Annotated in this window: 22 protein-coding genes, 1 other RNA gene and 1 pseudogene; 14 read left to right on the forward strand and 10 right to left on the reverse strand. The window is 61.5% G+C overall.

Annotated features, from left to right (window positions below):
• From livM to NKJ84_RS00465, 9 genes are all read left to right on the forward strand, one after another.
• A complete protein-coding gene (gene livM, locus NKJ84_RS00425; protein ID WP_352504918.1) occupies nucleotides 1-1629 on the forward strand; it encodes a high-affinity branched-chain amino acid ABC transporter permease LivM in 1629 nt (542 codons plus the stop codon).
• A complete protein-coding gene (locus NKJ84_RS00430; RefSeq protein WP_352504919.1) occupies nucleotides 1629-2780 on the forward strand; it encodes an ABC transporter ATP-binding protein in 1152 nt (383 codons plus the stop codon). The genes livM and NKJ84_RS00430 overlap by 1 nt, the downstream gene beginning before the upstream one ends.
• Complete coding sequence (locus tag NKJ84_RS00435; RefSeq protein ID WP_352504920.1) at nucleotides 2780-3508, forward strand: ABC transporter ATP-binding protein; 729 nt, start codon at nucleotides 2780-2782, stop codon at nucleotides 3506-3508. Before NKJ84_RS00430 ends, NKJ84_RS00435 begins: the two co-directional genes overlap by 1 nt.
• 18 nt (nucleotides 3509-3526) lie before the next feature.
• Nucleotides 3527-3874 carry a DUF6867 family protein gene (locus NKJ84_RS00440; protein WP_254816421.1) on the forward strand — a complete coding sequence of 116 codons (348 nt, stop codon included), beginning with the start codon at nucleotides 3527-3529 and terminating at the stop codon, nucleotides 3872-3874.
• Between the two features lie 138 nt (nucleotides 3875-4012).
• Nucleotides 4013-5143 (forward strand): branched-chain amino acid ABC transporter substrate-binding protein, encoded by a 1131-nt coding sequence (locus NKJ84_RS00445; RefSeq protein ID WP_254816422.1) that lies wholly within the window; start codon nucleotides 4013-4015, stop codon nucleotides 5141-5143.
• Between the two features lie 232 nt (nucleotides 5144-5375).
• The gene (pyc, locus tag NKJ84_RS00450; protein ID WP_352504921.1) at nucleotides 5376-8834 is read left to right on the forward strand and encodes a pyruvate carboxylase; all 3459 of its coding nucleotides are present in this window, start codon (nucleotides 5376-5378) and stop codon (nucleotides 8832-8834) included.
• A gap of 273 nt (nucleotides 8835-9107) precedes the next feature.
• The gene (locus tag NKJ84_RS00455; RefSeq protein ID WP_023719653.1) at nucleotides 9108-9368 is read left to right on the forward strand and encodes a DUF2312 domain-containing protein; all 261 of its coding nucleotides are present in this window, start codon (nucleotides 9108-9110) and stop codon (nucleotides 9366-9368) included.
• Nucleotides 9369-9551: 183 nt separating this feature from the next.
• Nucleotides 9552-9992 (forward strand): DUF4268 domain-containing protein, encoded by a 441-nt coding sequence (locus NKJ84_RS00460; RefSeq protein WP_254816424.1) that lies wholly within the window; start codon nucleotides 9552-9554, stop codon nucleotides 9990-9992.
• 66 nt (nucleotides 9993-10058) lie between these two features.
• A complete protein-coding gene (locus tag NKJ84_RS00465) occupies nucleotides 10059-10373 on the forward strand; it encodes a hypothetical protein (RefSeq protein WP_254816425.1) in 315 nt (104 codons plus the stop codon).
• Between the two features lie 3 nt (nucleotides 10374-10376).
• Here the strand turns inward: NKJ84_RS00465 and msrB are convergent, their stop codons facing one another.
• The 7 genes and pseudogenes from msrB to NKJ84_RS00500 all read right to left on the reverse strand — a co-directional run bounded on the left by msrB (nucleotide 10377) and on the right by NKJ84_RS00500 (nucleotide 14960).
• Entirely contained in the window at nucleotides 10377-10781 is a 405-nt protein-coding gene (gene msrB, locus NKJ84_RS00470) for a peptide-methionine (R)-S-oxide reductase MsrB (protein WP_352504922.1), read from the reverse strand.
• A 109-nt stretch (nucleotides 10782-10890) separates the two neighbouring features.
• Nucleotides 10891-11698: pseudogene (locus NKJ84_RS00475) on the reverse strand (MBL fold metallo-hydrolase).
• The gene (locus NKJ84_RS00480; protein WP_352504923.1) at nucleotides 11699-12889 is read right to left on the reverse strand and encodes a vWA domain-containing protein; all 1191 of its coding nucleotides are present in this window, start codon (nucleotides 12887-12889) and stop codon (nucleotides 11699-11701) included.
• Between the two features lie 9 nt (nucleotides 12890-12898).
• Nucleotides 12899-13303: a type II toxin-antitoxin system HicB family antitoxin gene (locus NKJ84_RS00485; RefSeq protein WP_254816428.1), complete on the reverse strand. Its 405-nt coding sequence runs from the start codon at nucleotides 13301-13303 to the stop codon at nucleotides 12899-12901.
• Between the two features lie 9 nt (nucleotides 13304-13312).
• Nucleotides 13313-13507 carry a type II toxin-antitoxin system HicA family toxin gene (locus NKJ84_RS00490; protein WP_126104508.1) on the reverse strand — a complete coding sequence of 65 codons (195 nt, stop codon included), beginning with the start codon at nucleotides 13505-13507 and terminating at the stop codon, nucleotides 13313-13315.
• Nucleotides 13508-13568: 61 nt separating this feature from the next.
• On the reverse strand, nucleotides 13569-14015 hold the full coding sequence (locus tag NKJ84_RS00495) for a GNAT family N-acetyltransferase (protein ID WP_352504924.1): 447 nt from the start codon (nucleotides 14013-14015) through the stop codon (nucleotides 13569-13571).
• A 105-nt stretch (nucleotides 14016-14120) separates the two neighbouring features.
• Nucleotides 14121-14960: an AAA family ATPase gene (locus NKJ84_RS00500; protein WP_352504925.1), complete on the reverse strand. Its 840-nt coding sequence runs from the start codon at nucleotides 14958-14960 to the stop codon at nucleotides 14121-14123.
• Nucleotides 14961-15136: 176 nt separating this feature from the next.
• On the opposite strand from NKJ84_RS00500, the gene ssrS reads away from it, so the two are divergent.
• The 4 genes from ssrS to NKJ84_RS00520 all read left to right on the forward strand — a co-directional run bounded on the left by ssrS (nucleotide 15137) and on the right by NKJ84_RS00520 (nucleotide 17758).
• A non-coding RNA gene (ssrS, locus tag NKJ84_RS00505) (6S RNA) lies at nucleotides 15137-15292 on the forward strand.
• A 137-nt stretch (nucleotides 15293-15429) separates the two neighbouring features.
• Nucleotides 15430-16017, forward strand: a complete 588-nt coding sequence (locus tag NKJ84_RS00510; RefSeq protein ID WP_352504926.1) for a 5-formyltetrahydrofolate cyclo-ligase — start codon at nucleotides 15430-15432, stop codon at nucleotides 16015-16017.
• Between the two features lie 81 nt (nucleotides 16018-16098).
• Nucleotides 16099-16923 (forward strand): TIGR00282 family metallophosphoesterase, encoded by an 825-nt coding sequence (locus NKJ84_RS00515; protein ID WP_023678036.1) that lies wholly within the window; start codon nucleotides 16099-16101, stop codon nucleotides 16921-16923.
• A 70-nt stretch (nucleotides 16924-16993) separates the two neighbouring features.
• On the forward strand, nucleotides 16994-17758 hold the full coding sequence (locus NKJ84_RS00520; RefSeq protein WP_254816433.1) for a TerC family protein: 765 nt from the start codon (nucleotides 16994-16996) through the stop codon (nucleotides 17756-17758).
• A 21-nt stretch (nucleotides 17759-17779) separates the two neighbouring features.
• Here the strand turns inward: NKJ84_RS00520 and NKJ84_RS00525 are convergent, their stop codons facing one another.
• From NKJ84_RS00525 to NKJ84_RS00535, 3 genes are read right to left on the reverse strand one after another with little or no spacing between them, the layout of a single operon-like run.
• Nucleotides 17780-18247: an SRPBCC family protein gene (locus tag NKJ84_RS00525; RefSeq protein ID WP_352479625.1), complete on the reverse strand. Its 468-nt coding sequence runs from the start codon at nucleotides 18245-18247 to the stop codon at nucleotides 17780-17782.
• A gap of 29 nt (nucleotides 18248-18276) precedes the next feature.
• The gene (locus NKJ84_RS00530) at nucleotides 18277-18639 is read right to left on the reverse strand and encodes a VOC family protein (RefSeq protein ID WP_352479626.1); all 363 of its coding nucleotides are present in this window, start codon (nucleotides 18637-18639) and stop codon (nucleotides 18277-18279) included.
• A gap of 17 nt (nucleotides 18640-18656) precedes the next feature.
• Nucleotides 18657-19139 (reverse strand): SRPBCC domain-containing protein, encoded by a 483-nt coding sequence (locus NKJ84_RS00535; protein WP_254816435.1) that lies wholly within the window; start codon nucleotides 19137-19139, stop codon nucleotides 18657-18659.
• 51 nt (nucleotides 19140-19190) lie between these two features.
• On the opposite strand from NKJ84_RS00535, the gene NKJ84_RS00540 reads away from it, so the two are divergent.
• Nucleotides 19191-19514 (forward strand): ArsR/SmtB family transcription factor, encoded by a 324-nt coding sequence (locus NKJ84_RS00540; protein WP_352504927.1) that lies wholly within the window; start codon nucleotides 19191-19193, stop codon nucleotides 19512-19514.
• The last annotated feature ends 55 nt before the right edge of the window (nucleotides 19515-19569 follow it).

Here is a 19569-nt window from a genome sequence, read left to right on the forward strand (position 1 = left end):
ATGGCGGTTACCGTGTCTCCGGAAAGCACCGTCGTCGCCACCCCGGTCCAGCGCGCTTTTCGCGAAGCGCTCTATGCCGGCGCCATCTCGCTTGGCCTGTTCGTGCTGTTCATCGGCCTGAAGACCGACCAGAACATCTCCAACGAACTGATCCTGGTGCAGCGCTGGGGCTTGCTCGCCGGCGTCGTGATCGCCACCATGGCCGGACGCTTCCTTTATGTCGCCTATGGCCAGCCCTTCCTGGCGAACCAGAAGATCGTCGACGTCGCCACCGGCCTGCTGCCGGTCAGCCTGGCTTCGCGATTCTTCCGCCTTCCCGCGTTCATCGTGGCGCTCGCCGTCGCCGTTATTCTGCTCGCGCTCAGGGGCTTCCTGACCGAGGCTTTAGGGCCGGAACTTTCCGATTTTGTGCGGTTCCTGCGGGCACTTGCAATCATCTATGCGCTAGCCTGGCTGATATATCGGTTCCGGGCCTTCATTCATTCTCATTTCTCGGCATTGGGCATAACCGCACTGGCGCTCTACCCGATTATCGTGGTGTTGGTGCTGGCGCTATATGCCGGGTCCATGGCGGCCGGTTTCCAGGGTTCGCTGAAGTATGTCGACAATTTCGGCATCCAGATCCTGATCTACGTGATGCTGGCCTGGGGGTTGAATATCGTTATTGGCTTGGCCGGCCTGCTGGACCTAGGCTATGTCGCCTTCTACGCCGTCGGTGCCTATGCCTATGCGTTGCTCGGCACGCATTACGGCCTTTCCTTCTGGATCCTGCTGCCCGCCGCCGGCCTGATGGCTGCGTTCTGGGGCGTGATGCTGGGCTTCCCTGTGTTGCGCCTGCGCGGTGACTATCTGGCGATCGTGACGCTCGCTTTCGGCGAGATCATAAGGCTGGTGATTATCAACTGGCGCGAAGTGACCAACGGCTCGGCCGGGATTTCCGGCATCCCGAAGGTCTCGTTCTTCGGCCTGATGTCGTTCAACGTCTCCGACCCGAACTACATCTCCAAGGTGCTCGGCATCGCGCAGTCCGGTGCCTACTACAAGATCTTCCTCTACTACCTGATCCTTGGACTCTGCCTGCTGACCGCCTTCGTCACGGTGAGGCTCAGGCGCCTGCCGGTCGGCCGCGCCTGGGAAGCGCTGCGCGAGGACGAGATCGCCTGCCGCTCGCTCGGCATCAACACCACCACCACCAAGCTCACGGCCTTTGCCACGGGCGCGATGTTCGGCGGCTTTGCCGGCTCGTTCTTCGCCGCGCGGCAAGGCTTCGTCAGCCCGGAATCCTTCGTCTTCCTGGAATCGGCGATCATCCTTGCCATCGTCGTGCTTGGCGGCATGGGCTCGCTGGTCGGCATTGCCGTCGCCGCCATGGTGATGATCGGCGGCACCGAAATCCTGCGCGAACTGGATTTCCTCAAGACCGGCCTGAGTTGGGGCAACATCAAGGTCATACCCGGGTTCGGCCCCGACTTCACGCCGGAGCTTTATCGCATGCTGTTGTTCGGCATGGCCATGGTCATCGTCATGCTGTGGAAGCCGCGTGGCTTCGTCGGCAGCCGCGAGCCGACAGCCTTCCTCAAGGTGCGCAGGGCGGTGTCCGGGTCCTTCACCAAGGAGGGACACGGCTGATGAACGCGAGCCCCTCCGTGAACGATGCCATCCTGCAGGTCGAGCATCTGTCGATGAAGTTCGGCGGTCTCATCGCCATCGGCGATTTGTCATTCCAGGCCAAACGTGGCGAGATCACCGCGCTGATCGGCCCCAACGGCGCCGGAAAGACCACCGTGTTCAATTGCATCACCGGTTTCTACAAGCCGTCGGAAGGCATGATCACGCTCAACCGGCGCGACGGCTCGACCTTCCTGCTCGAACGCCTGCCGAACCATGAGATCCCGGCGCGGGCCAAAGTGGCGCGCACCTTCCAGAACATCCGCCTGTTCTCGGGCATGACGCTGCTGGAGAACCTGCTGGTGGCCCAGCACAACAAGCTGATGAAGGCGTCCGGCTATACCGTTCTCGGCCTGTTCGGTTATAGCGGATACAGACAGGCTTCGGCGGAATCGGTTGAACTCGCCGAGCACTGGCTGGAGAAGGCCGATCTCGTCGACCGCGCCGACGATCCTGCCGGCGATCTGCCATATGGCGCGCAGCGACGGCTCGAAATTGCTCGCGCCATGTGCACCGGCCCTGAGCTTTTGTGCCTCGACGAGCCGGCCGCCGGCCTTAATCCGAAGGAATCGGCGGCGCTCAATGCGCTGCTGATGGACATCAAGGACAACACCGGCACCTCGATCCTTTTGATCGAGCACGACATGGCGGTGGTCATGCAGATTTCAGACCATGTCGTCGTCCTCGAATACGGGCGCAAGATCTCCGACGGCAACCCGCAATCGGTGCGAACCGACCCGCGCGTCATCGCCGCCTATCTCGGCGTCGAAGACGAGGACGTCGAGACGGTACTGACCGAAGTCGGCGACGAGGACGTCATCGAGCAACTGGATACGGGTCCGGATGCCGCGCATGGACCGGGCACATCGTCTTCCTATCTCGCCGGACCGGTGGCCGATACCGTCGGCCATAGCGAGGGCGAACGCGTCACAGTGTCAAAGGGCGCTTCGAAGGCCGGGCAGATCGATGCAAGGTCGAGCGCTGCTGCTGCAAAGTCCGGATCGCCGGCCAAAGCCAAATCGGCCGCGAAATCTTCCACGGCAAAGCCGGGCAAGGCTCCGGCGAAGTCGAAAACTCCCGGCACCTCTAATCGGCGTGGGGGGCGGAAATAATGGCCGGCACAACGCTGCTCGATATCAAGGGCGTCCAGACCTACTACGGCAACATCAGGGCGCTGAACGGCGTCGACGTCACCGTCAAACAGGGCGAGATCGTGGCGCTGATCGGCGCCAACGGCGCCGGCAAATCGACACTGATGATGACTATCTTCGGTGCTCCGCGCGCTCGTGCCGGCACCATCACCTTCGCCGGCACCGATATCACCCAGATGCCAACCCACGAGATCGCACGCATGCGTATCGCGCAGTCGCCGGAGGGCCGGCGCATCTTTCCGCGCATGACGGTGATGGAAAACCTGCAGATGGGCGCCAGCCTCGACGGTCTCAAGCATTACGACGAGGATGTCGAAAGGGTCTTTACGCTGTTCCCGCGGCTCAAGGAACGCGTCAGCCAACGTGGCGGCACGCTTTCGGGCGGCGAGCAGCAGATGCTGTCGATCGGCCGCGCGCTGATGGCAAGGCCGAAGCTGCTCTTGCTGGATGAGCCGTCGCTAGGCCTGGCGCCGCTGATCGTCAAGCAGATATTCGACGCCATTCGCGAGCTGAACCGCACGCAGGGACTGACCGTGTTCCTGGTCGAGCAGAACGCCTTCGGCGCACTGAAGCTCGCCACGCGCGGCTATGTCATGGTCAACGGCAATGTGACGATGAGCGGCACCGGCAAGGAACTGCTCGCCAATCCGGAAGTGCGCGCCGCCTATCTCGAGGGCGGCCATCACTGAGTTTCAGGAGTCTTCATCATGCAGGGCATTCTTTATGAGGAACCCTCGATTTGGCAGTTCTTTTTCGTCACCTGCCTGCTCGGCGGCTGGGCGGCCTGGATGACGGGCAAGGCGTGTGCCCAGACATGGCGCAGCTTCGCCCAGCTATTCGCCTATATGCTGGGGCTCGGCATCGGCGTAAGATTCATCCATCATGCGCTGTTCGGCGGAACGATGTTTTCGCTGCATTACTACGTGGTCGATACCATCGTGCTGATGATATTGGGCTTCATTGGCTACCAATACACGCGCACGAACCAGATGGTAACGCAGTATAATTGGCTTTACGAAAGAGCCTCTCTTTTGAGCTGGAAACCGAAAGGTTGACATTTATCATTAATGGCGTTTCAGGGATGAATCGGCGTGACAAGTGCCTGAAAATCGGCAAAGTACTCTTTCTGCGAGCAAGAGTGGGCATCGCATGAAAGCAACATCCACGCCCACTCGGTAAATGGGAGCGTTTCAATGAAAAAGTCACTTTTGTCCGCCGTCGCACTGACCGCGCTTGTCGCGTTCAGCGGCAACGCGTGGGCTGACATCCTGATCGGCGTTGCCGGTCCGATCACCGGTCCGAACGCAGCGTTCGGTGCCCAGCTTCAGAAGGGTGCCGAACAGGCAGTCGCCGATATCAATGCGGCGGGCGGCGTTCTTGGCCAGCAGCTCAAGCTTGAAGTCGGCGACGACGTCTCCGATCCCAAGCAAGGCATCTCGGTCGCCAACAAGTTCGTCGCCGACGGCGTCAAGTACGTCGATGGCCACTTCAACTCCGGCGTCTCGATCCCGGCGTCGGAAGTCTACGCCGAGAACGGCATCCTCGAGATCACGCCGGCCGCGACCAATCCGAAGTTCACCGAACGTGGCATGTGGAACACCTTCCGCACCTGCGGACGCGACGATCAGCAGGGCAAGGTCGCTGGCGACTATCTCGCGGCGAACTTCAAGGATGCCAAGATCGCTGTCATCCATGACAAGACGCCTTATGGCCAGGGCCTCGCCGACGAAACCAAGAAGGCGCTCGCAGCCAACGGCGTGACTGAGGCCATGTATGAAGGCATCAATGTCGGCGACAAGGATTTCTCGGCCCTCATCGCCAAGATGAAGGATGCGGGCGTCTCGGTCGTCTACTATGGCGGCCTGCACACCGAAGCCGGCCTGATCATACGCCAGCTCGCCGACCAGGGCCTCAAGGCAACCTTCATGTCCGGCGACGGCATCGTGTCGAACGAATTGGCCTCCATCGCCGGCGACGCCGTCGAGGGCACGCTGATGACGTTCGCTCCGGATCCGCGCAAGAATCCGAACGCCAAGGAACTCGTCGAGAAGTTCCGTGCGGCCGGCTTCGAGCCTGAGGCTTATACGCTCTACTCCTACGCAGCGATGGAAATCATCGCGGCCGCCATCACCAAGACCGGCTCAGCCGATGACGCTCAGAAGGTAGCCGAGACCATCAAGTCGGCCGGCCCCTGGAAGACTGCGATCGGCGAGATCGGCTACGACGCAAAGGGCGATATCACCCGTCCGGACTACGTCATGTACACCTGGAAGAAGGGTGACGACGGCAAGTACACCTATGTCGAGAACGAACCCGGCAAATAACCGGACGTTGCTACATGAGAATGTCCGGCGCCTCGCGCCGGGCATTTTTTATGAGAGTTCCCGAAAGCCTGGATCGGAACTGCCCAGGCGTTGTCCGGATCGACACGCAATGCGTCAACGCGATTAGATCAAACTAAATCGGTTTAATGCTCTTTTCGATTTTGTTTGCACTGCAGCATTTTCGCGCTAATCATGTCCGGCAGTTCCCTTCCCGGCGTCCGGAGCCCTGTCCTTGGCAATCTCGAAGATCCTTGTCGCCAACCGCTCCGAAATAGCCATCCGCGTCTTCCGCGCGGCCAATGAGCTCGGCCTTAAAACCGTGGCGATCTGGGCAGAGGAGGACAAATATTCCCTGCATCGCTTCAAGGCCGACGAAAGTTACCAGGTCGGGCGCGGGCCGCATCTGGCCAGGGATATGGGGCCGATCGAAAGCTATCTTTCGATCGAGGAGGTTATCCGCGTCGCCAGGCTTTCGGGCGCCGACGCCATCCATCCGGGTTACGGGCTGCTGTCGGAGAGCCCGGAATTCGCCGAGGCCTGCGCCAAGGCCGGCATCATCTTCATCGGGCCAAAGCCCGATACGATGCGCAGGCTGGGCAACAAGGTCGCCGCGCGCAATCTCGCGATCGAAGTCGGCGTGCCGGTAATTCCCGCTACCGATCCCTTGCCGGACGACATGGCGGCGGTAAGGGAACTCGCCAGGACGATCGGCTACCCGGTGATGCTCAAGGCATCCTGGGGCGGCGGCGGCCGCGGCATGCGCGCCATCCGCTCCGAGGCCGATCTCGCCCGCGAGGTCATGGAGGGCAAGCGTGAGGCGAAGGCGGCTTTCGGCAAGGACGAGGTCTATCTCGAGAAGCTGATCGAGCGCGCCCGCCATGTCGAGGTGCAGGTGCTGGGCGACCGCCAAGGCAACGCCGTGCACCTGTTCGAGCGCGACTGTTCGATCCAGCGCCGCAACCAGAAGGTCGTCGAGCGGGCGCCGGCGCCGTATCTCGAAATGTCACAACGCGAAGAGCTTTGCGGCTACGCGCTGAGAATTGCGCGCCAAACCAGCTATATCGGCGCCGGCACGGTCGAGTTCCTGCAGGATGCCGACACCGGAAAATTCTATTTCATCGAGGTCAATCCGCGCATCCAGGTCGAGCACACCGTCACCGAACAGGTGACCGGCATCGACATCGTCAAGGCGCAGATCCATATCCTCGACGGCTTTGCCATCGGCACGGCGGAATCGGGCGTGCCGGCGCAAAAGGACATCAGGCTCAACGGTCACGCCCTGCAGTGCCGCATCACCACGGAAGATCCCGAACATAATTTCATCCCCGATTATGGCCGCATCACCGCCTATCGCGGTGCCACCGGCTTCGGCATCCGCCTTGATGGGGGCACCGCCTATTCGGGCGCGGTGATCACCCGCTTCTACGATCCGCTGCTGGAAAAGGTGACGGCGTGGGCGCCGACGCCGGCCGAGACCATTGCCCGCATGAACCGGGCGCTGCGCGAATTCCGTATCCGCGGCGTGGCGACCAATCTCACCTTCCTCGAGGCGATCATCAATCACCGGAGCTTCGCCGACAATTCCTATACCACCAAGTTCATCGACACGACGCCGGAACTGTTCGCCAGTGTGAAGCGGCAGGACCGCGCGACCAAGCTGCTCAACTATCTTGCCGATGTTTCGGTCAATGGTCATCCCGAGACGCGCGGCCGGCCGCAGCCAAAGGCCGATGCGGCGCCGCCGGTGGTGCCATATCTCAACGGCAATGTGCCTCAAGGCAGCAAGCAGAAGTTCGACGTGCTCGGGCCGGAGAAATTCGCCGCCTGGATGCGCGAGCAAAAAGAGGTGCTGGTCACCGACACGACAATGCGCGACGGGCATCAATCCTTGCTCGCGACGCGTGTGCGCACCTATGACATCGCCGGAATTGCCGGCACCTATGCGCGTGCTCTGCCGCAGCTGTTGTCGCTCGAATGCTGGGGCGGCGCCACATTCGACGTCGCCATGCGCTTTCTCACCGAGGACCCATGGGAGCGGCTGAGCAAAGTGCGCGAGGCGGCACCCAACCTTCTTCTGCAGATGCTTCTGCGCGGCGCCAATGGCGTTGGCTATACCAACTATCCCGACAACGTCGTCCAGCATTTCGTCCGCCAGGCCGCTGCCGGCGGCATCGACCTGTTTCGCGTCTTCGACTGCCTGAACTGGGTCGAGAACATGCGCGTCGCCATGGATGCGGTCGGCGCCGAGGGCAAGCTGATCGAAGCGGCGATCTGTTATACCGGCGACATACTCGATCCGGCGCGGGCCAAATACGATCTGAAATATTATGTCGGCCTGGCCAGGGAACTGCAGTCGGCAGGCGCCCATATCATCGCCGTCAAGGATATGGCCGGGCTTTTGAAACCGGCGGCGGCCCGCGTGCTGTTCAAGGCGCTGCGTGAGGCGACGGACCTGCCGATCCACTTCCACACCCACGACACATCCGGCCTGTCGGCGGCAACCGTGCTGGCGGCGGTGGAGAGCGGCGTCGACGCCATCGACGCGGCGATGGATTCGCTATCGGGCAACACCTCGCAGCCGTGCCTGGGTTCGATCGTCGAGGCGCTGAAAGGCACCGAGCGCGACCCGGGCCTCGACCCGCAATGGATCAGGAACATCTCGTTCTACTGGGAGGCGGTGCGCAACCAGTACGCCGCCTTTGAAAGCGACCTGAAGGGGCCGGCATCGGAGGTCTATCTGCATGAAATGCCGGGCGGGCAGTTCACCAACCTCAAGGAACAGGCGCGCTCGCTCGGGCTGGAGACACGTTGGCATGAAGTGGCGCAGACCTATCACGACGTCAATCTGATGTTCGGCGACATCGTCAAGGTGACCCCGTCGTCCAAGGTCGTCGGCGACATGGCGCTGATGATGGTGAGCCAGGACTTGACCGTCGCCGACGTCGAGAATCCGGCGCGGGACATCGCCTTCCCGGATTCGGTGGTGTCGATGTTGCGCGGCGATCTCGGCCAGTCGCCGGGCGGCTGGCCAAAGTCATTGCAGAAGAAGGTGCTGAAGAGCGAAAAGCCGATCACGGTGCGGCCAGGTTCGCTGCTCAAACCGGCGGACCTCAAGGCCAGTCGCACGGAGGTCGAGGAAAAACTCGAGCGCAAGCTCAGTGAGTTCGAGTTCGCGTCGTGGCTGATGTATCCGAAGGTGTTTTCCGATTTTGCCGCCGCGCAGGAGACCTACGGGCCGGTCAGCGTGCTGCCAACGCCGACCTATTTCTACGGCATGAAGCCGGAAGACGAGATTTTCGTCGATATCGAAAAAGGCAAAACGCTGGTGGTGCGCTGCCTTGCCATGGGCGATGTCGACGAAAAGGGCATGGTCACCGTGTTCTTCGAACTCAACGGGCAGCCGCGCCGGGTGAAGGTGCCGGACCGGGCGCATGGCGCCTCCGCTGCCAAGGTACGGCGCAAGGCGGAGCCGGGCAATGAGGCGCATGTCGGCGCGCCGATGCCTGGCGTCGTCTCGGCGCTTGCGGTCGTTGCCGGCCAGGCGGTAAAGGCCGGCGACGTGCTGCTGTCGATCGAAGCGATGAAAATGGAAACGGCGTTGCATGCCGAACGCGACGGCACCATAGCCGAGGTGCTGGTCAAGGCCGGCGACCAGATCGATGCAAAGGATCTGCTGATCGCATTCGGGTAAGGTGTGCTGATATTCAGGTGATGCCGGCCTGCAAACGCCGGCTTCCTGCGCTTCCGGTGCTCACGTACTCGGGTACGCTCCGCTCCGGTTCTCGGCAGCCATCGTTTTCGGCTCGGCCTGACCTGAATCTCAACACACCTTAAGGCGTGCCCAACCCCTTCATGCCGCATCGATAGCACCTTGACCCGCCGCGCCCGGTCGGGCATCGAACCGCTGCAATTCGCCGCTCGGGTTACCCCGAGTCGCGGCGAGAAACGACGCGGAGAGAAGAATATGGCCGACGACATCACCGAGACCAGCCAGACTGTTGCCGCCGGCCAGCTGCGCGCCTTCATCGAACGCATCGAGCGGCTCGAGGAAGAGAAGAAGACGATTGCCGACGACATCAAGGAAGTGTTTGCAGAGGCCAAGGGCACCGGCTTCGACACCAAGGCGATGCGGTCGATCATCCGGCTGCGCAAGAAAGACCAGGCCGAGCGGCAAGAAGAGGAATCCATTCTCGACCTCTACAAGGCCGCGCTTGGAATGGTGTAGAGACTGTCTGGAAATTCTACTCCGGCAGCAATCCGATGGTGTTTTCGGCGCTTCCGATGCTCACGGACCTAAAAGTCCGCTGCGCTCCGGTTCTCGAAACCACCACCATACGACCCGCCAGAGCGAATTTTCGAAACCGTCTCGGCAACAGTCTCGGCCTGATGCTGGAGCGAGCATCGAACCATGAGCGAATTCGATTTTGGCGCCCGCCGCGCCTCTGAATTCCGCCAACGCAGCTTCTGGACGCTGTTCGCGGAACGGCATCCGGATGAAAGGGCTCTGCTGGCGAGGCGCGGGCCGTGGTTCTGGCAGCGTGGGCTGCCCGACTTCGCATTGGTCATTTCCATGTATGTCGCGCCTGCGCACAATCATGTCGGCGTCTTCTTCGGCCGCAACGAGAAGCTCGGTGCCACGCAAGCCTGGTCGCGGTTGAAGCCGTTCCAGCCGGCCATCGAAGACAGGCTGAAGCTCAGGCCAGAACAAAGTTGCGACGGCCTAGGCATCAATTCGATGTGGCGGGTGAATTGTTTTGCCGAAGACAATTGGCCGGCGATGACCGACTGGCTGGTTACGGAAGCCTCACGTTTCGAGCGCGCGATTGCCGAAGTTCTGGGTCAGGAATAAAGCAGGATTTCCAGACGCAATCCTTAGAATCGCTCTGGTGAGCAGAGCAAGGGAGCCGGTCGATCGATGACGATCATGTCGCGCGTTGCCGCCTTCTTCCGCTCACGCTGGCTGGGCGGCGTGCCGCTCGATCGGCTGTTCTGGCGCGATATGGTCGTTGTCGGCACAGCGATCAACGTCGCGTTGTCGGTGGCGGCGCTCATTCTGCTTGGGCTGAAGCTGCCGCTTGCGCTAGTCCTGGCGGTGCATTTCGCGCCGGTGCCCTATAATATCTTCCTGACCTTTGCCGTTTGGCGAACTGCCGGAAAATCGAGTGGCGCCAAGGCCTCGCTGATGACGCTTGGCGCCACGTTGTGGCTGATCCTGGTGGTTGTGGCCTGACGGTCAGGCGGCCGGCTCGAATTTGAGCGCCACGCCGTTGATGCAATAGCGCAGGCCGGTCGGCGGCGGGCCGTCGTCGAAGACATGGCCGAGATGGCTGCCGCAGCGGGCGCAATGGCACTCGGTACGGACCATGCCGTAGCTGCGGTCGACGGTGGTCTCGACCGAGCCCGGCACGGGATCGTTGAAGCTCGGCCAGCCGGTGCCGCTCTCGAATTTCAGCTTGGATTCAAACAAGCGCTGGTCGCAGCCGACGCAGGAGAAGGTGCCGGCGCGCTTCTCGTGCAGCAGGGCGCAGCTTCCCGGCCGTTCGGTGCCGTGGTTGCGCATCACCGCATATTGCTCGGGCGTCAGCCGGGCGCGCCATTCGGCATCGGTGCGGGTAACGGGGTAGGTGTGGCTGTCCATTTTTTCCTCTTAGCTTATGTCGCTATTTGGGTTGCCTTCCCAACTTCGCCTGAAATAGGCATTTGTTACGGCGTTTGCTCGTATTTCCTATCCTGCTGCGACGAATTCCTCAGGCGATGGCCGCGAGATAGCGCCCAACCGATGCTGAAAATGCCGCCTTTGCGTCTCCGATGACATTCTGGTTCCACCATGCGCCGTAGATATGGTCGAACGTGAAAGGCTCCAGCGCGGCCTTGATGCCGAGCACTTTCGTCGCGTTGAGCGGGATATAGTTCGGGTAGCTGTACATGAAGCTGACATGACGGCGCGTAGGCGTCACCTGCAGGATGTCGCCGGCCAGCATGGCATTGCCGCCGTCGCGCTTCCAGTGCAGCACCTGGCCACCGGCAAAGTGGCCGCCGCAGCGGATGAGCGTCAGCGACGGGTTTATGGCGCGCGTTTCGCCTTCCCAGCTGATGATCGCCGGATGCGGCCGCATGATCCACTGACGATCATCGGCATGCAGATAAATCGGCACGCCGCCAAACGCCTCGCTCCACTCGACCATTGCCGAATAATAATGGCAATGCGAAATGGCGATGGCGGCCAGGCCGCCCCGGCGGTTGATCTCGGCCACCGCCTCGTCGCTGACCATCGAGATGCAGTCCCACAGCATGTTGCCGTGCGGCGTTTGCGCCAGCAACGCCCGCTGGCCGATGGCGAAGCGCGGCTCTATGCCGAAGGCGAGCACGCCGGCGTCGTCCCTCACCGGCCGCGAGCTCTTCCGGCGTGGTCCAGGCCTGGCCCTCCCAGCGCACATATTGCCGCTCGTCTTCGCAGATCGGGCAATGTTGCGGCGGCGTCGCTGTCGCCGCGAACTGGACACCGCATTGCAGGCAAAGGAAACAGGTCGACCGTCCTGTTTTGCGTGGGCCCATTCAGTGCTTCCTTGAAAGTTGCTTCGTCGCGGCTTCGAGGCCGGCGAGCGTCAGCGGAAACATGCGGCCGCCAAAGATATCGCGGATCATGGCAATGGAATGGGTATAGCCCCAGTTCTTCGCGTCTTCCGGATTGAGCCAAATGGCGTTCGGCCATTGCTGTAGCAGCCTGCCGAGCCATACGGCACCGGCCTCCTTGTTCCAATGCTCGACCGAGCCGCCGGGATGGGCGATCTCATAGGGGCTCATCGAGGCATCACCCACGACGATCACCTTGTAGTCGGGGCCATATTTATGGAGGAGGTCGGACGTCGGAATCACCTCGGCATGGCGGCGGCGATTATCCTTCCATACGCCTTCGTAGAGGCAGTTGTGGAAGTAGAAATATTCGAGCTGGCGGAACTCGGCGCGGGCGGCCGAAAACAGCTCCTCGACACTCCTGATATGGTCGTCCATCGAGCCGCCAACATCGAAGAACATCAGCAGCTTCACGGCATTGCGACGTTCGGGTTGTGTCTTGATGTCAAGATAGCCGCGCTCGGCGGTGGCGTGGATGGTGCCGGGCAGGTCGAATTCCTCTTCGGCGCCTTCGCGCACCCAGCGGCGCAACCGCTTCAGCGCGACCTTGATGTTGCGGGTGCCGAGCTCGACGGCATCGTCGAAATTCCTGAACTCGCGCCTGTCCCAGACTTTTACCGCGCGGCGGTTGCGGCTTCCGTGCTGGCCGATGCGCACGCCTTCGGGATTGTAGCCATAGGCGCCGAAGGGCGAGGTGCCGGCGGTGCCGATCCATTTCGAACCGCCCTGATGCCGGCCCTTTTGTTCCTCCAGTCGTTTCTTCAGCGTCTCCATCAGCTTTTCGAAGCCACCCAGCGCCTCGACCAGCTTCTTCTCCTCATCGGTCAGGTGCTTTTCGGCGAGCGTCCGCAGCCATTCCTCCGGGATGTTTGCGACATCGACCGGCTTTTCGCCAGCCAGCGCCTCGACACCTCTGAAGACGTGCGAAAAGACCTGGTCGAAGCGGTCGATGTGTCGCTCGTCCTTCACCAGCGCGGCGCGGGCGAGATAGTAAAAGCCCTCGACATCATAGTCGACCAGCCCGGCCTCCAACCCCTCCAGCAGCGACAGATATTCCCGGAGCGAGACCGGAACGCGCGCGGCTTTCAGTTCAAGGAAGAAGGGGAGGAACATGGTCCAACTTTATCTGTGTCCCTCGATCTTCTCCCGTGCGGCGCTGGCGATAAAGGCGGAACGCGTCAGACCACGCCGACCCGCTTCTTCGTCGATTGCCGCCAAAAGACCTGCGTCGAGCGACAGATTGGCCCGGACAGGCCGTCCGGAATCGATCAGCACAGGGATCATCACGGCGGATTCACCGGCAGCGCTATCGACTTCGCCCAGTCGGAGCAGATCTGCCACAGTGCGCGCGGCGGGCAAGGGCAAGTTCTTCGCCATTCGTGTCTCTGCCCATTCGCGAACGGCAGAAGTCGCATCGGCTATCGCCTCTTCGGGACTTGCGCCACCGCCGTGACATCCGGGAAGATCAGGCACCCGCACTCCCCAGACTTCATCTGCGCCGTCAAGAATTCCGACATAGTGCGTCATGATTCGTCCTTAAATCCATCCAGCAAGCCGGGCGATCGACCGCGCAACACCCAGAGATTGTTCGCGATGCCGCGGCACAATGATCATGATCTCCGGCCTTTCCGGATGCTCGTACTTCTCGTGTTTGCCGCCGCCTACGTTCACCCAGCCGTCACGTAAAAGCCTCGTGACAATCTTGCGCGTGTTGGTCTCGATCAGCGGCACTGTCGCCCCTGATCATGCGCAATATATTGCGCACAGGTGATTATTTCAATCGTTGGCTTCATCAGAGCAGATCATATTCGATAAAGCCGGTCCTGCGCGCCACGTGGTCGTAGAGCTTGCGTGCGGTGGTGTTGGTTTCGTGCGTCATCCAGTAGACGTTCTTGACGCCGATCTTGCCGGCTTCCTGCTTGACCGCTTCGATCAGGGCGGCGCCGACGCCCTTGCCGCGCACATCGGGGTCGGCGAACAGGTCCTGCAGATAACAGTTATTTATCTGCGACCAGCAGGAGCGATGGTAGAGATAGTGCGTCAGGCCGACGGCCTTGCCGTCGAGGGTGGCGATAAAACCCTTTGGCTCGAACTCGCCCGCCGTGAACAGCCGCTTCCAGGTGACGGCGTAAACGTCTTCCGGCAGCTTGGTTTCGTAGAAGGTGAGATAGGCGGTCCACAGACGCCGCCAGTCGGCATGGTCGGGTTGCGCAAGCGGGCGGACGGTGATCTCGGTCATTTCATTTCCTCTGAATTCGGCAACACGAAGCTGCCTTCACGCCTCGCTGGCGGCAACGGTCCAGCGACGGGAAAGCGCTGTCCGGCGGCTTTCGTCGACCGCCCCTCACCCTTGCCGTCTCGCCATGAAGGCCAGGCGCTCGAACAGATGCACGTCCTGTTCGTTCTTCAGCAAGGCTCCGTGCAGCTTGGGCAGCGCGTTCCTCGCGTCGGCGCGCAGGTCTTCGGGCGCGATGTCGTCGGCAACAAGCAGGCGGATCCAGTCGAGTGCCTCGGAGGTCGACGGCTTCTTCTTGAGGCCGGGCACGTCACGGATTTCATAGAATTGCGTGAGTGCGGCGCGCACCAGGTTCTGCTTGATGCCGGGATAGTGCACGTCGACAATTTTGTGCAGCGTCTCGACGTCGGGAAAGCGGATGTAGTGGAAGAAGCAGCGGCGCAGGAAGGCGTCCGGCAGCTCTTTTTCGTTGTTGGATGTGATGACGGCGATCGGCCGGACGGTGGCGCGGATGGTCTCGCCGGTCTCGTAGACAAAGAACTCCATCCTATCCAGTTCCTGCAACAGATCGTTGGGGAATTCGATATCGGCCTTGTCGATCTCGTCGATCAGAAGCACCACCTTCTTGCCGGCGGCGAAGGCGTCCCACAGCTTGCCGCGCTTGATGTAATTGCGGATGTCGTTGAAGCGCTCGTCGCCGAGCTGGCTGTCGCGCAGCCGCGAGACGGCATCATATTCATAGAGGCCCTGCTGCGCCCGCGTGGTCGATTTGACGTGCCACTCGATCAGATCCAGGCCGAGCGCTGCCGCCACCTGACGGGCAAGTTCGGTCTTGCCGGTGCCGGGCTCGCCCTTGACCAGCAATGGCCGCTCAAGCGCGATCGCCGCGTTGACCGCCACCATCAGATCCTTGTCGGCAACGTAGGCCGCCGTGCCTTCGAAACGCATTTTTGCTCCCGGGTCCATCGCGCGACCCTAAGGACGCGGCCTTCGCTGTGCAAGGCGCCGCTGGCGAAGCGAAGATCTTGCCGGCGCGGCCCTCGCCGAGGGGTTCTGCGTCGAATTACGCCTCGAAACATGTCGCCTCTCTGGCGCTTGGTCTGGCGTCAGCCTATATTGGGCATGACGGTCTGCGCTTCCCGGCAGGAGAACATTTTCCCCGGGGCCTTAATGATCCCTAGGGAGCTGTCCCTGGGAAGACCCGTGGGTTTTCTCATACGGCGCCCACCTACTTTGTAGGTTCCCGGGATCGCTCTCTCCACCGGTTGTGTGGATCGTCACCTATCGAAAAGGCCATCTGGCGGATCTTGTCGTCGCGCCGCTTTTTGCGGTGCTCTCGAACGACAAGTTCGCCCCGCTCTTCCAAAACGTCGCTCGTAAAACTCCATCCAAATCGGACCTTTGCTACCGTCGGCGCATGACATCCCCAAAAGACCTGAAAAAAAATCTCCGCAACCAAGCCCTCGGGCGCCGCGATGCGCTCGATCCTTTCTGGCGTGTGGAGGCAGCACTCGAAATGGCCGAGACGGCGCGCGACCGGATCACGGTCGAGCCGGGCCAAATCGTCTCCGGTTTCTGGCCGATGCGCTCGGAAGTCGACGTCCGGCCGCTGATGTTTGCCCTGCGCGAGAAGGGCGCAAGGCTCTGCCTGCCGGCCATCCTCGACAAGACCACCATCGTTTTTCGCGAACTGGTGCGCGGCGCGCCGATGATCGACATGGGTTTCGGCACAGTCGGGCCGCATGAGGAAGCCGAGGTGCTCGATCCGCAGCTTATGCTGGTGCCGCTTGCCGCCTTCGATGCGCGCGGGCACCGAATCGGGTACGGCGCAGGCTATTACGATCGGGCGATCGGGCGGCTGGCCGACAAGGGCCAGCAGCCGCGGCTGATCGGCATTGCCTTCGACTGCCAGGAGGTGGCCCTGGTGCCGGACGAGCCGCATGACGTGATCATTCCCGAAATACTCACCGAGAGCGGGTTGCGCCGGTTCGCGCCGAAATTGTAGATAAGTTCCTGGACGCATGGTCTTTTCCGAAAGTCATGCAGCTTTTTGCTTCGCTGACCTTCGGTTCGGGATCGCGCTTATATGAGACTTCTCTTCCTCGGCGACATGGTCGGCAAGACAGGACGTACGGCGGTGTGGGAACAACTGCCCGGCCTGATCTCGGATTTCAAACTCGACTTCGTCATCGTCAATGGCGAGAACGCCGCCGGAGGCTTCGGCATCACCGAGGAGATTTTTCGCGAGACGATCTCGGCCGGCGCCGATGTCGTCACCACCGGCAACCATGTCTGGGACCAGCGCGATGCGCTGATTTTCGCGCCGCGCGAAGAGCGCTTCCTGCGCCCGTCCAATTTCCCCAAGGGTACGCCGGGGCGCGGCTCAGGCGTCTATATCGCCAGGAACGGCGCGCGCGTGCTGGTCGCCAACATCATGGGTCGGGTGTTCATGCATCCCGAGCTCGACGATCCGTTCCAGGCCGGCGAGCGCGAACTTGCCGCTTGTCCGCTTGGCGAGCAGGCCGATGCAATCGTCATCGATTTCCATGCCGAGGCGACCTCGGAAAAAATGTGCTTCGCTCATTTCGTCGACGGCCGTGCCAGTCTTGTTGTCGGCACCCACACGCATCAGCCGACCGGCGATCACCAGATTCTCAATGGCGGCACCGGTTATATTTCCGATGCCGGTATGTGCGGTGATTACGATTCCTCGCTCGGCATGGACAAGGAGGAGCCGCTCAACCGGTTCTTGTCCAAGGTGCCGAAAGGCCGCTTCGAGGCGTCGACCGGACCGGCGACATTGTGCGGCGTCGGCGTCGACATTTCCGACCGTAGCGGCCTGACCGAACGGATCGCGCCGTTTCGCCGCGGCCCGCGGCTCGAGGAAACGGCTCCATCCTTCTGGTCGTGACATTGATATAGACGCTTGCAATACCCAATTGCCGGCGAAACTGCTCTAGATCGTAGAGGGGACGACCTCCATGCAGCTAGTCGAATTCCTGGCGCCGCATTTCGCCTTTGTCTCCGACCCGACTGCGTGGGTCGCGCTGCTGACGCTGATCGTGCTGGAGGTCGTGCTCGGCATCGACAATCTGATCTTCATCTCGATCCTGACCAACAAATTGCCGGTAGCGCAGCGAGCCCGCGCCCGGCGGCTCGGCATCTCCGCCGCGCTGGTGATGCGGCTGATCCTGCTGGCCACCATTTCGATCATCGTCCAACTGACGACGCCTATATTCACCGCCTTCGGCCACGGGTTTTCATGGCGCGACCTGATCCTGATCGCCGGCGGCCTGTTTCTCGTCTGGAAGGCGACCAAGGAGATCCACCACACGGTCGATCTCGATGATCACCAGGACACGATGATGGGCGAGACGCTGCAGCTTTCGCTGGCCGGCGCGATTTTCCAGATATTGCTGCTCGACCTCGTCTTCTCGATTGACTCGATCATCACCGCCGTCGGCATGACCGACGAAATCGCGATCATGTACATCGCGGTGATCGTGGCGGTGAGCGTGATGATGCTGGCGGCCGGGCCGCTGGCCGATTTCATCGCCAAGAACCCCAGCATCGTCATGCTAGCGCTGGGCTTCCTGCTGATGATCGGCATGACCCTGATCGCCGACGGCATGGGTTATCATGTGCCGAAAGGCTATATCTACGCCGCCATGGGTTTTTCGGCCCTGGTCGAAGGGCTCAACATGCTGGCGCGGCGGCGGAAGAAGGCAAAGGGCGGCGGGCACTGAGGATGACCCACCGCGGCTGACCTAATGCCCCGGCACGCCTTTCGGATGGCGGTCGCCGATCAGGCCTAGCATCACGCCTTGCTCCAGCCACGCCTTGGCGCCGGCGAGCACCAGCGCAAAACCGCCGGTCGAATCGATCGCCTGCTTGACCTGCTCATCGAGGCTGCCGGCAAAGCCGAAATTGCGGACCTCGACAAAGGTCGTGGCGCCCGGCATCTCGGTAAAGGTCCACACGACCGTGGTCGGCGGATCGCTCCATTGCATCAAGATCTTCTTGTTTTCGACGATTTCACGGACATTGACCGTCGTCGAGACGCCATACATGCGCCATTCCCAATGGATTTCCTTGCCGCTGTCCAACCTGTCGCTGCCATGGGTGAACCAGAACTTCGTCGTGATCGCCGGATCGACGAAGGCTTCGAATACGTCGGCGACCGGCCGCCTTATCAGCATGCCGGCTTCGGCGGTCGGTGTTTCGCGGATTTCCATATCGTCCTCCTTTCCACGGTGCCGCCTGTTCACCAGGCATCGGGTTCGCGCACCAGGTGAATGATGTCGGCCGGGTTGGTGATCCAGCCGCCGCGAAAGCCTTCACCCAGTGCCTCGATGGCGTCGCAGCGCACGACACCGGCCTTGGCGAGATGCTCCGCTGCGGCCGGAAAATCATCGGTGAACAGTTCCAGCCAGATCTCGGCCTGGCTCATCATCGGCGCCTCGTCGATCCACAGTCGATTGGGACCGAGTTCGAAGCCGACGGCCGGCGGTTTGGCCGTGAATGGCTTCAGGCCGATGACGTCGCGATAGAAGGCGATCGTTGCCTGGTATTGATGCGGCGGGACTTTCATCGCGATGTTGATGCCGCCGGTGATCTTCGCGGTCATTCTTACTCCATTTGCTCTCAGATGTTGTTCTCGTTGGCCGGCTCGCCCTTCATCTCGCTGCGGTAATAGCCGTCGCGCAGATTGATGCCGTATTCGACATAGGCCTTCATGCAGGCCAGCATCTGCGACCAGCCCTCGCAATTGAGGTAGGATTTCTTTAGGCCGACCGCGTCCTCGTGCCAGCCGGTTTCGGCGATGGTGACGAAGGTGCCGCCGTCGTCGAGCGGCTCGAAATTCATCTCGATGCGGGTCTTGTAGGCGGGCTCGCCGTCGGCGTCGGTCGCATCCCAGCGCAGCACGATGCGGCTGTCTTTCTCCACCTTGTCGACCTCCACGGGAACCTTGCCCCACCAGATGACGGTGGCGCCCGCCAGCAGCGGTGCGCTGGCGCCGCCGATCGTGGTGAAGTAGCCGCTGAGCTTCTTCGGATTGACGACCGCATCGAAGACTTCGGCGACGGGTTTGCCGATGCGGCCAGAAACCCTGAATCCAAGAGACATATCCACAGCTCCTTCCTTGAATGCAACGGCATTATGTTATAAAAACATAACATGTCAAGCACGGCGCAGGACGACAATGTTTTCAAGGCGCTGGCGCATCCGCGCCGGCGTGCGTTGCTGGACCGGCTGAAGGATGCGCCGCAGACCACCGGCATGCTGTGCGATGCCTTCCCAGACATGGACCGCTGCACGGTCATGCTGCATCTGAAGGTGCTGGAGGAGGCCGACCTGGTCGTGGTGCGCCGGCAGGGGCGCGAACGCTGGAACCATCTCAACGCGCTGCCGATCAAGCACATCCACGACCGCTGGATCAGTCAATATGCCACGCACGCGATCAGCATCCTCGACCGGCTGAAATCCGATCTTGAGGGATGAAAGGTTGCCGAAGCCTGCCACTTTCGGGCCTTGAGACCCTTGCGTGTCCGACGCA

The sequence above is a fragment of the Mesorhizobium sp. M0048 genome, assembly GCF_040323405.1.
Lineage (GTDB): Bacteria > Pseudomonadota > Alphaproteobacteria > Rhizobiales > Rhizobiaceae > Mesorhizobium.

Excerpts from the sequence above, each read along its gene's own strand:
- msrB (WP_352504922.1), bottom strand. The coding sequence starts at position 10,781 with ATGGACAGCCACACCTACCCCGTTACCCGCACCGATGCCGAATGGCGC.
- NKJ84_RS00510 (WP_352504926.1), top strand. The coding sequence starts at position 15,430 with ATGACATCCCCAAAAGACCTGAAAAAAAATCTCCGCAACCAAGCCCTC.
- NKJ84_RS00435 (WP_352504920.1), top strand. The coding sequence starts at position 2,780 with ATGGCCGGCACAACGCTGCTCGATATCAAGGGCGTCCAGACCTACTAC.
- NKJ84_RS00455 (WP_023719653.1), top strand. The coding sequence starts at position 9,108 with ATGGCCGACGACATCACCGAGACCAGCCAGACTGTTGCCGCCGGCCAG.
- NKJ84_RS00445 (WP_254816422.1), top strand. The coding sequence starts at position 4,013 with ATGAAAAAGTCACTTTTGTCCGCCGTCGCACTGACCGCGCTTGTCGCG.
- NKJ84_RS00465 (WP_254816425.1), top strand. The coding sequence starts at position 10,059 with ATGACGATCATGTCGCGCGTTGCCGCCTTCTTCCGCTCACGCTGGCTG.
- NKJ84_RS00500 (WP_352504925.1), bottom strand. The coding sequence starts at position 14,960 with ATGCGTTTCGAAGGCACGGCGGCCTACGTTGCCGACAAGGATCTGATG.
- NKJ84_RS00530 (WP_352479626.1), bottom strand. The coding sequence starts at position 18,639 with ATGACCGCGAAGATCACCGGCGGCATCAACATCGCGATGAAAGTCCCG.
- NKJ84_RS00485 (WP_254816428.1), bottom strand. The coding sequence starts at position 13,303 with ATGACGCACTATGTCGGAATTCTTGACGGCGCAGATGAAGTCTGGGGA.
- livM (WP_352504918.1), top strand. The coding sequence starts at position 1 with ATGGCGGTTACCGTGTCTCCGGAAAGCACCGTCGTCGCCACCCCGGTC.
- NKJ84_RS00525 (WP_352479625.1), bottom strand. The coding sequence starts at position 18,247 with ATGGAAATCCGCGAAACACCGACCGCCGAAGCCGGCATGCTGATAAGG.
- NKJ84_RS00495 (WP_352504924.1), bottom strand. The coding sequence starts at position 14,015 with ATGACCGAGATCACCGTCCGCCCGCTTGCGCAACCCGACCATGCCGAC.
- NKJ84_RS00515 (WP_023678036.1), top strand. The coding sequence starts at position 16,099 with ATGAGACTTCTCTTCCTCGGCGACATGGTCGGCAAGACAGGACGTACG.
- NKJ84_RS00535 (WP_254816435.1), bottom strand. The coding sequence starts at position 19,139 with ATGTCTCTTGGATTCAGGGTTTCTGGCCGCATCGGCAAACCCGTCGCC.
- NKJ84_RS00540 (WP_352504927.1), top strand. The coding sequence starts at position 19,191 with ATGTCAAGCACGGCGCAGGACGACAATGTTTTCAAGGCGCTGGCGCAT.
- NKJ84_RS00520 (WP_254816433.1), top strand. The coding sequence starts at position 16,994 with ATGCAGCTAGTCGAATTCCTGGCGCCGCATTTCGCCTTTGTCTCCGAC.
- NKJ84_RS00460 (WP_254816424.1), top strand. The coding sequence starts at position 9,552 with ATGAGCGAATTCGATTTTGGCGCCCGCCGCGCCTCTGAATTCCGCCAA.
- NKJ84_RS00430 (WP_352504919.1), top strand. The coding sequence starts at position 1,629 with ATGAACGCGAGCCCCTCCGTGAACGATGCCATCCTGCAGGTCGAGCAT.
- NKJ84_RS00440 (WP_254816421.1), top strand. The coding sequence starts at position 3,527 with ATGCAGGGCATTCTTTATGAGGAACCCTCGATTTGGCAGTTCTTTTTC.
- NKJ84_RS00480 (WP_352504923.1), bottom strand. The coding sequence starts at position 12,889 with ATGTTCCTCCCCTTCTTCCTTGAACTGAAAGCCGCGCGCGTTCCGGTC.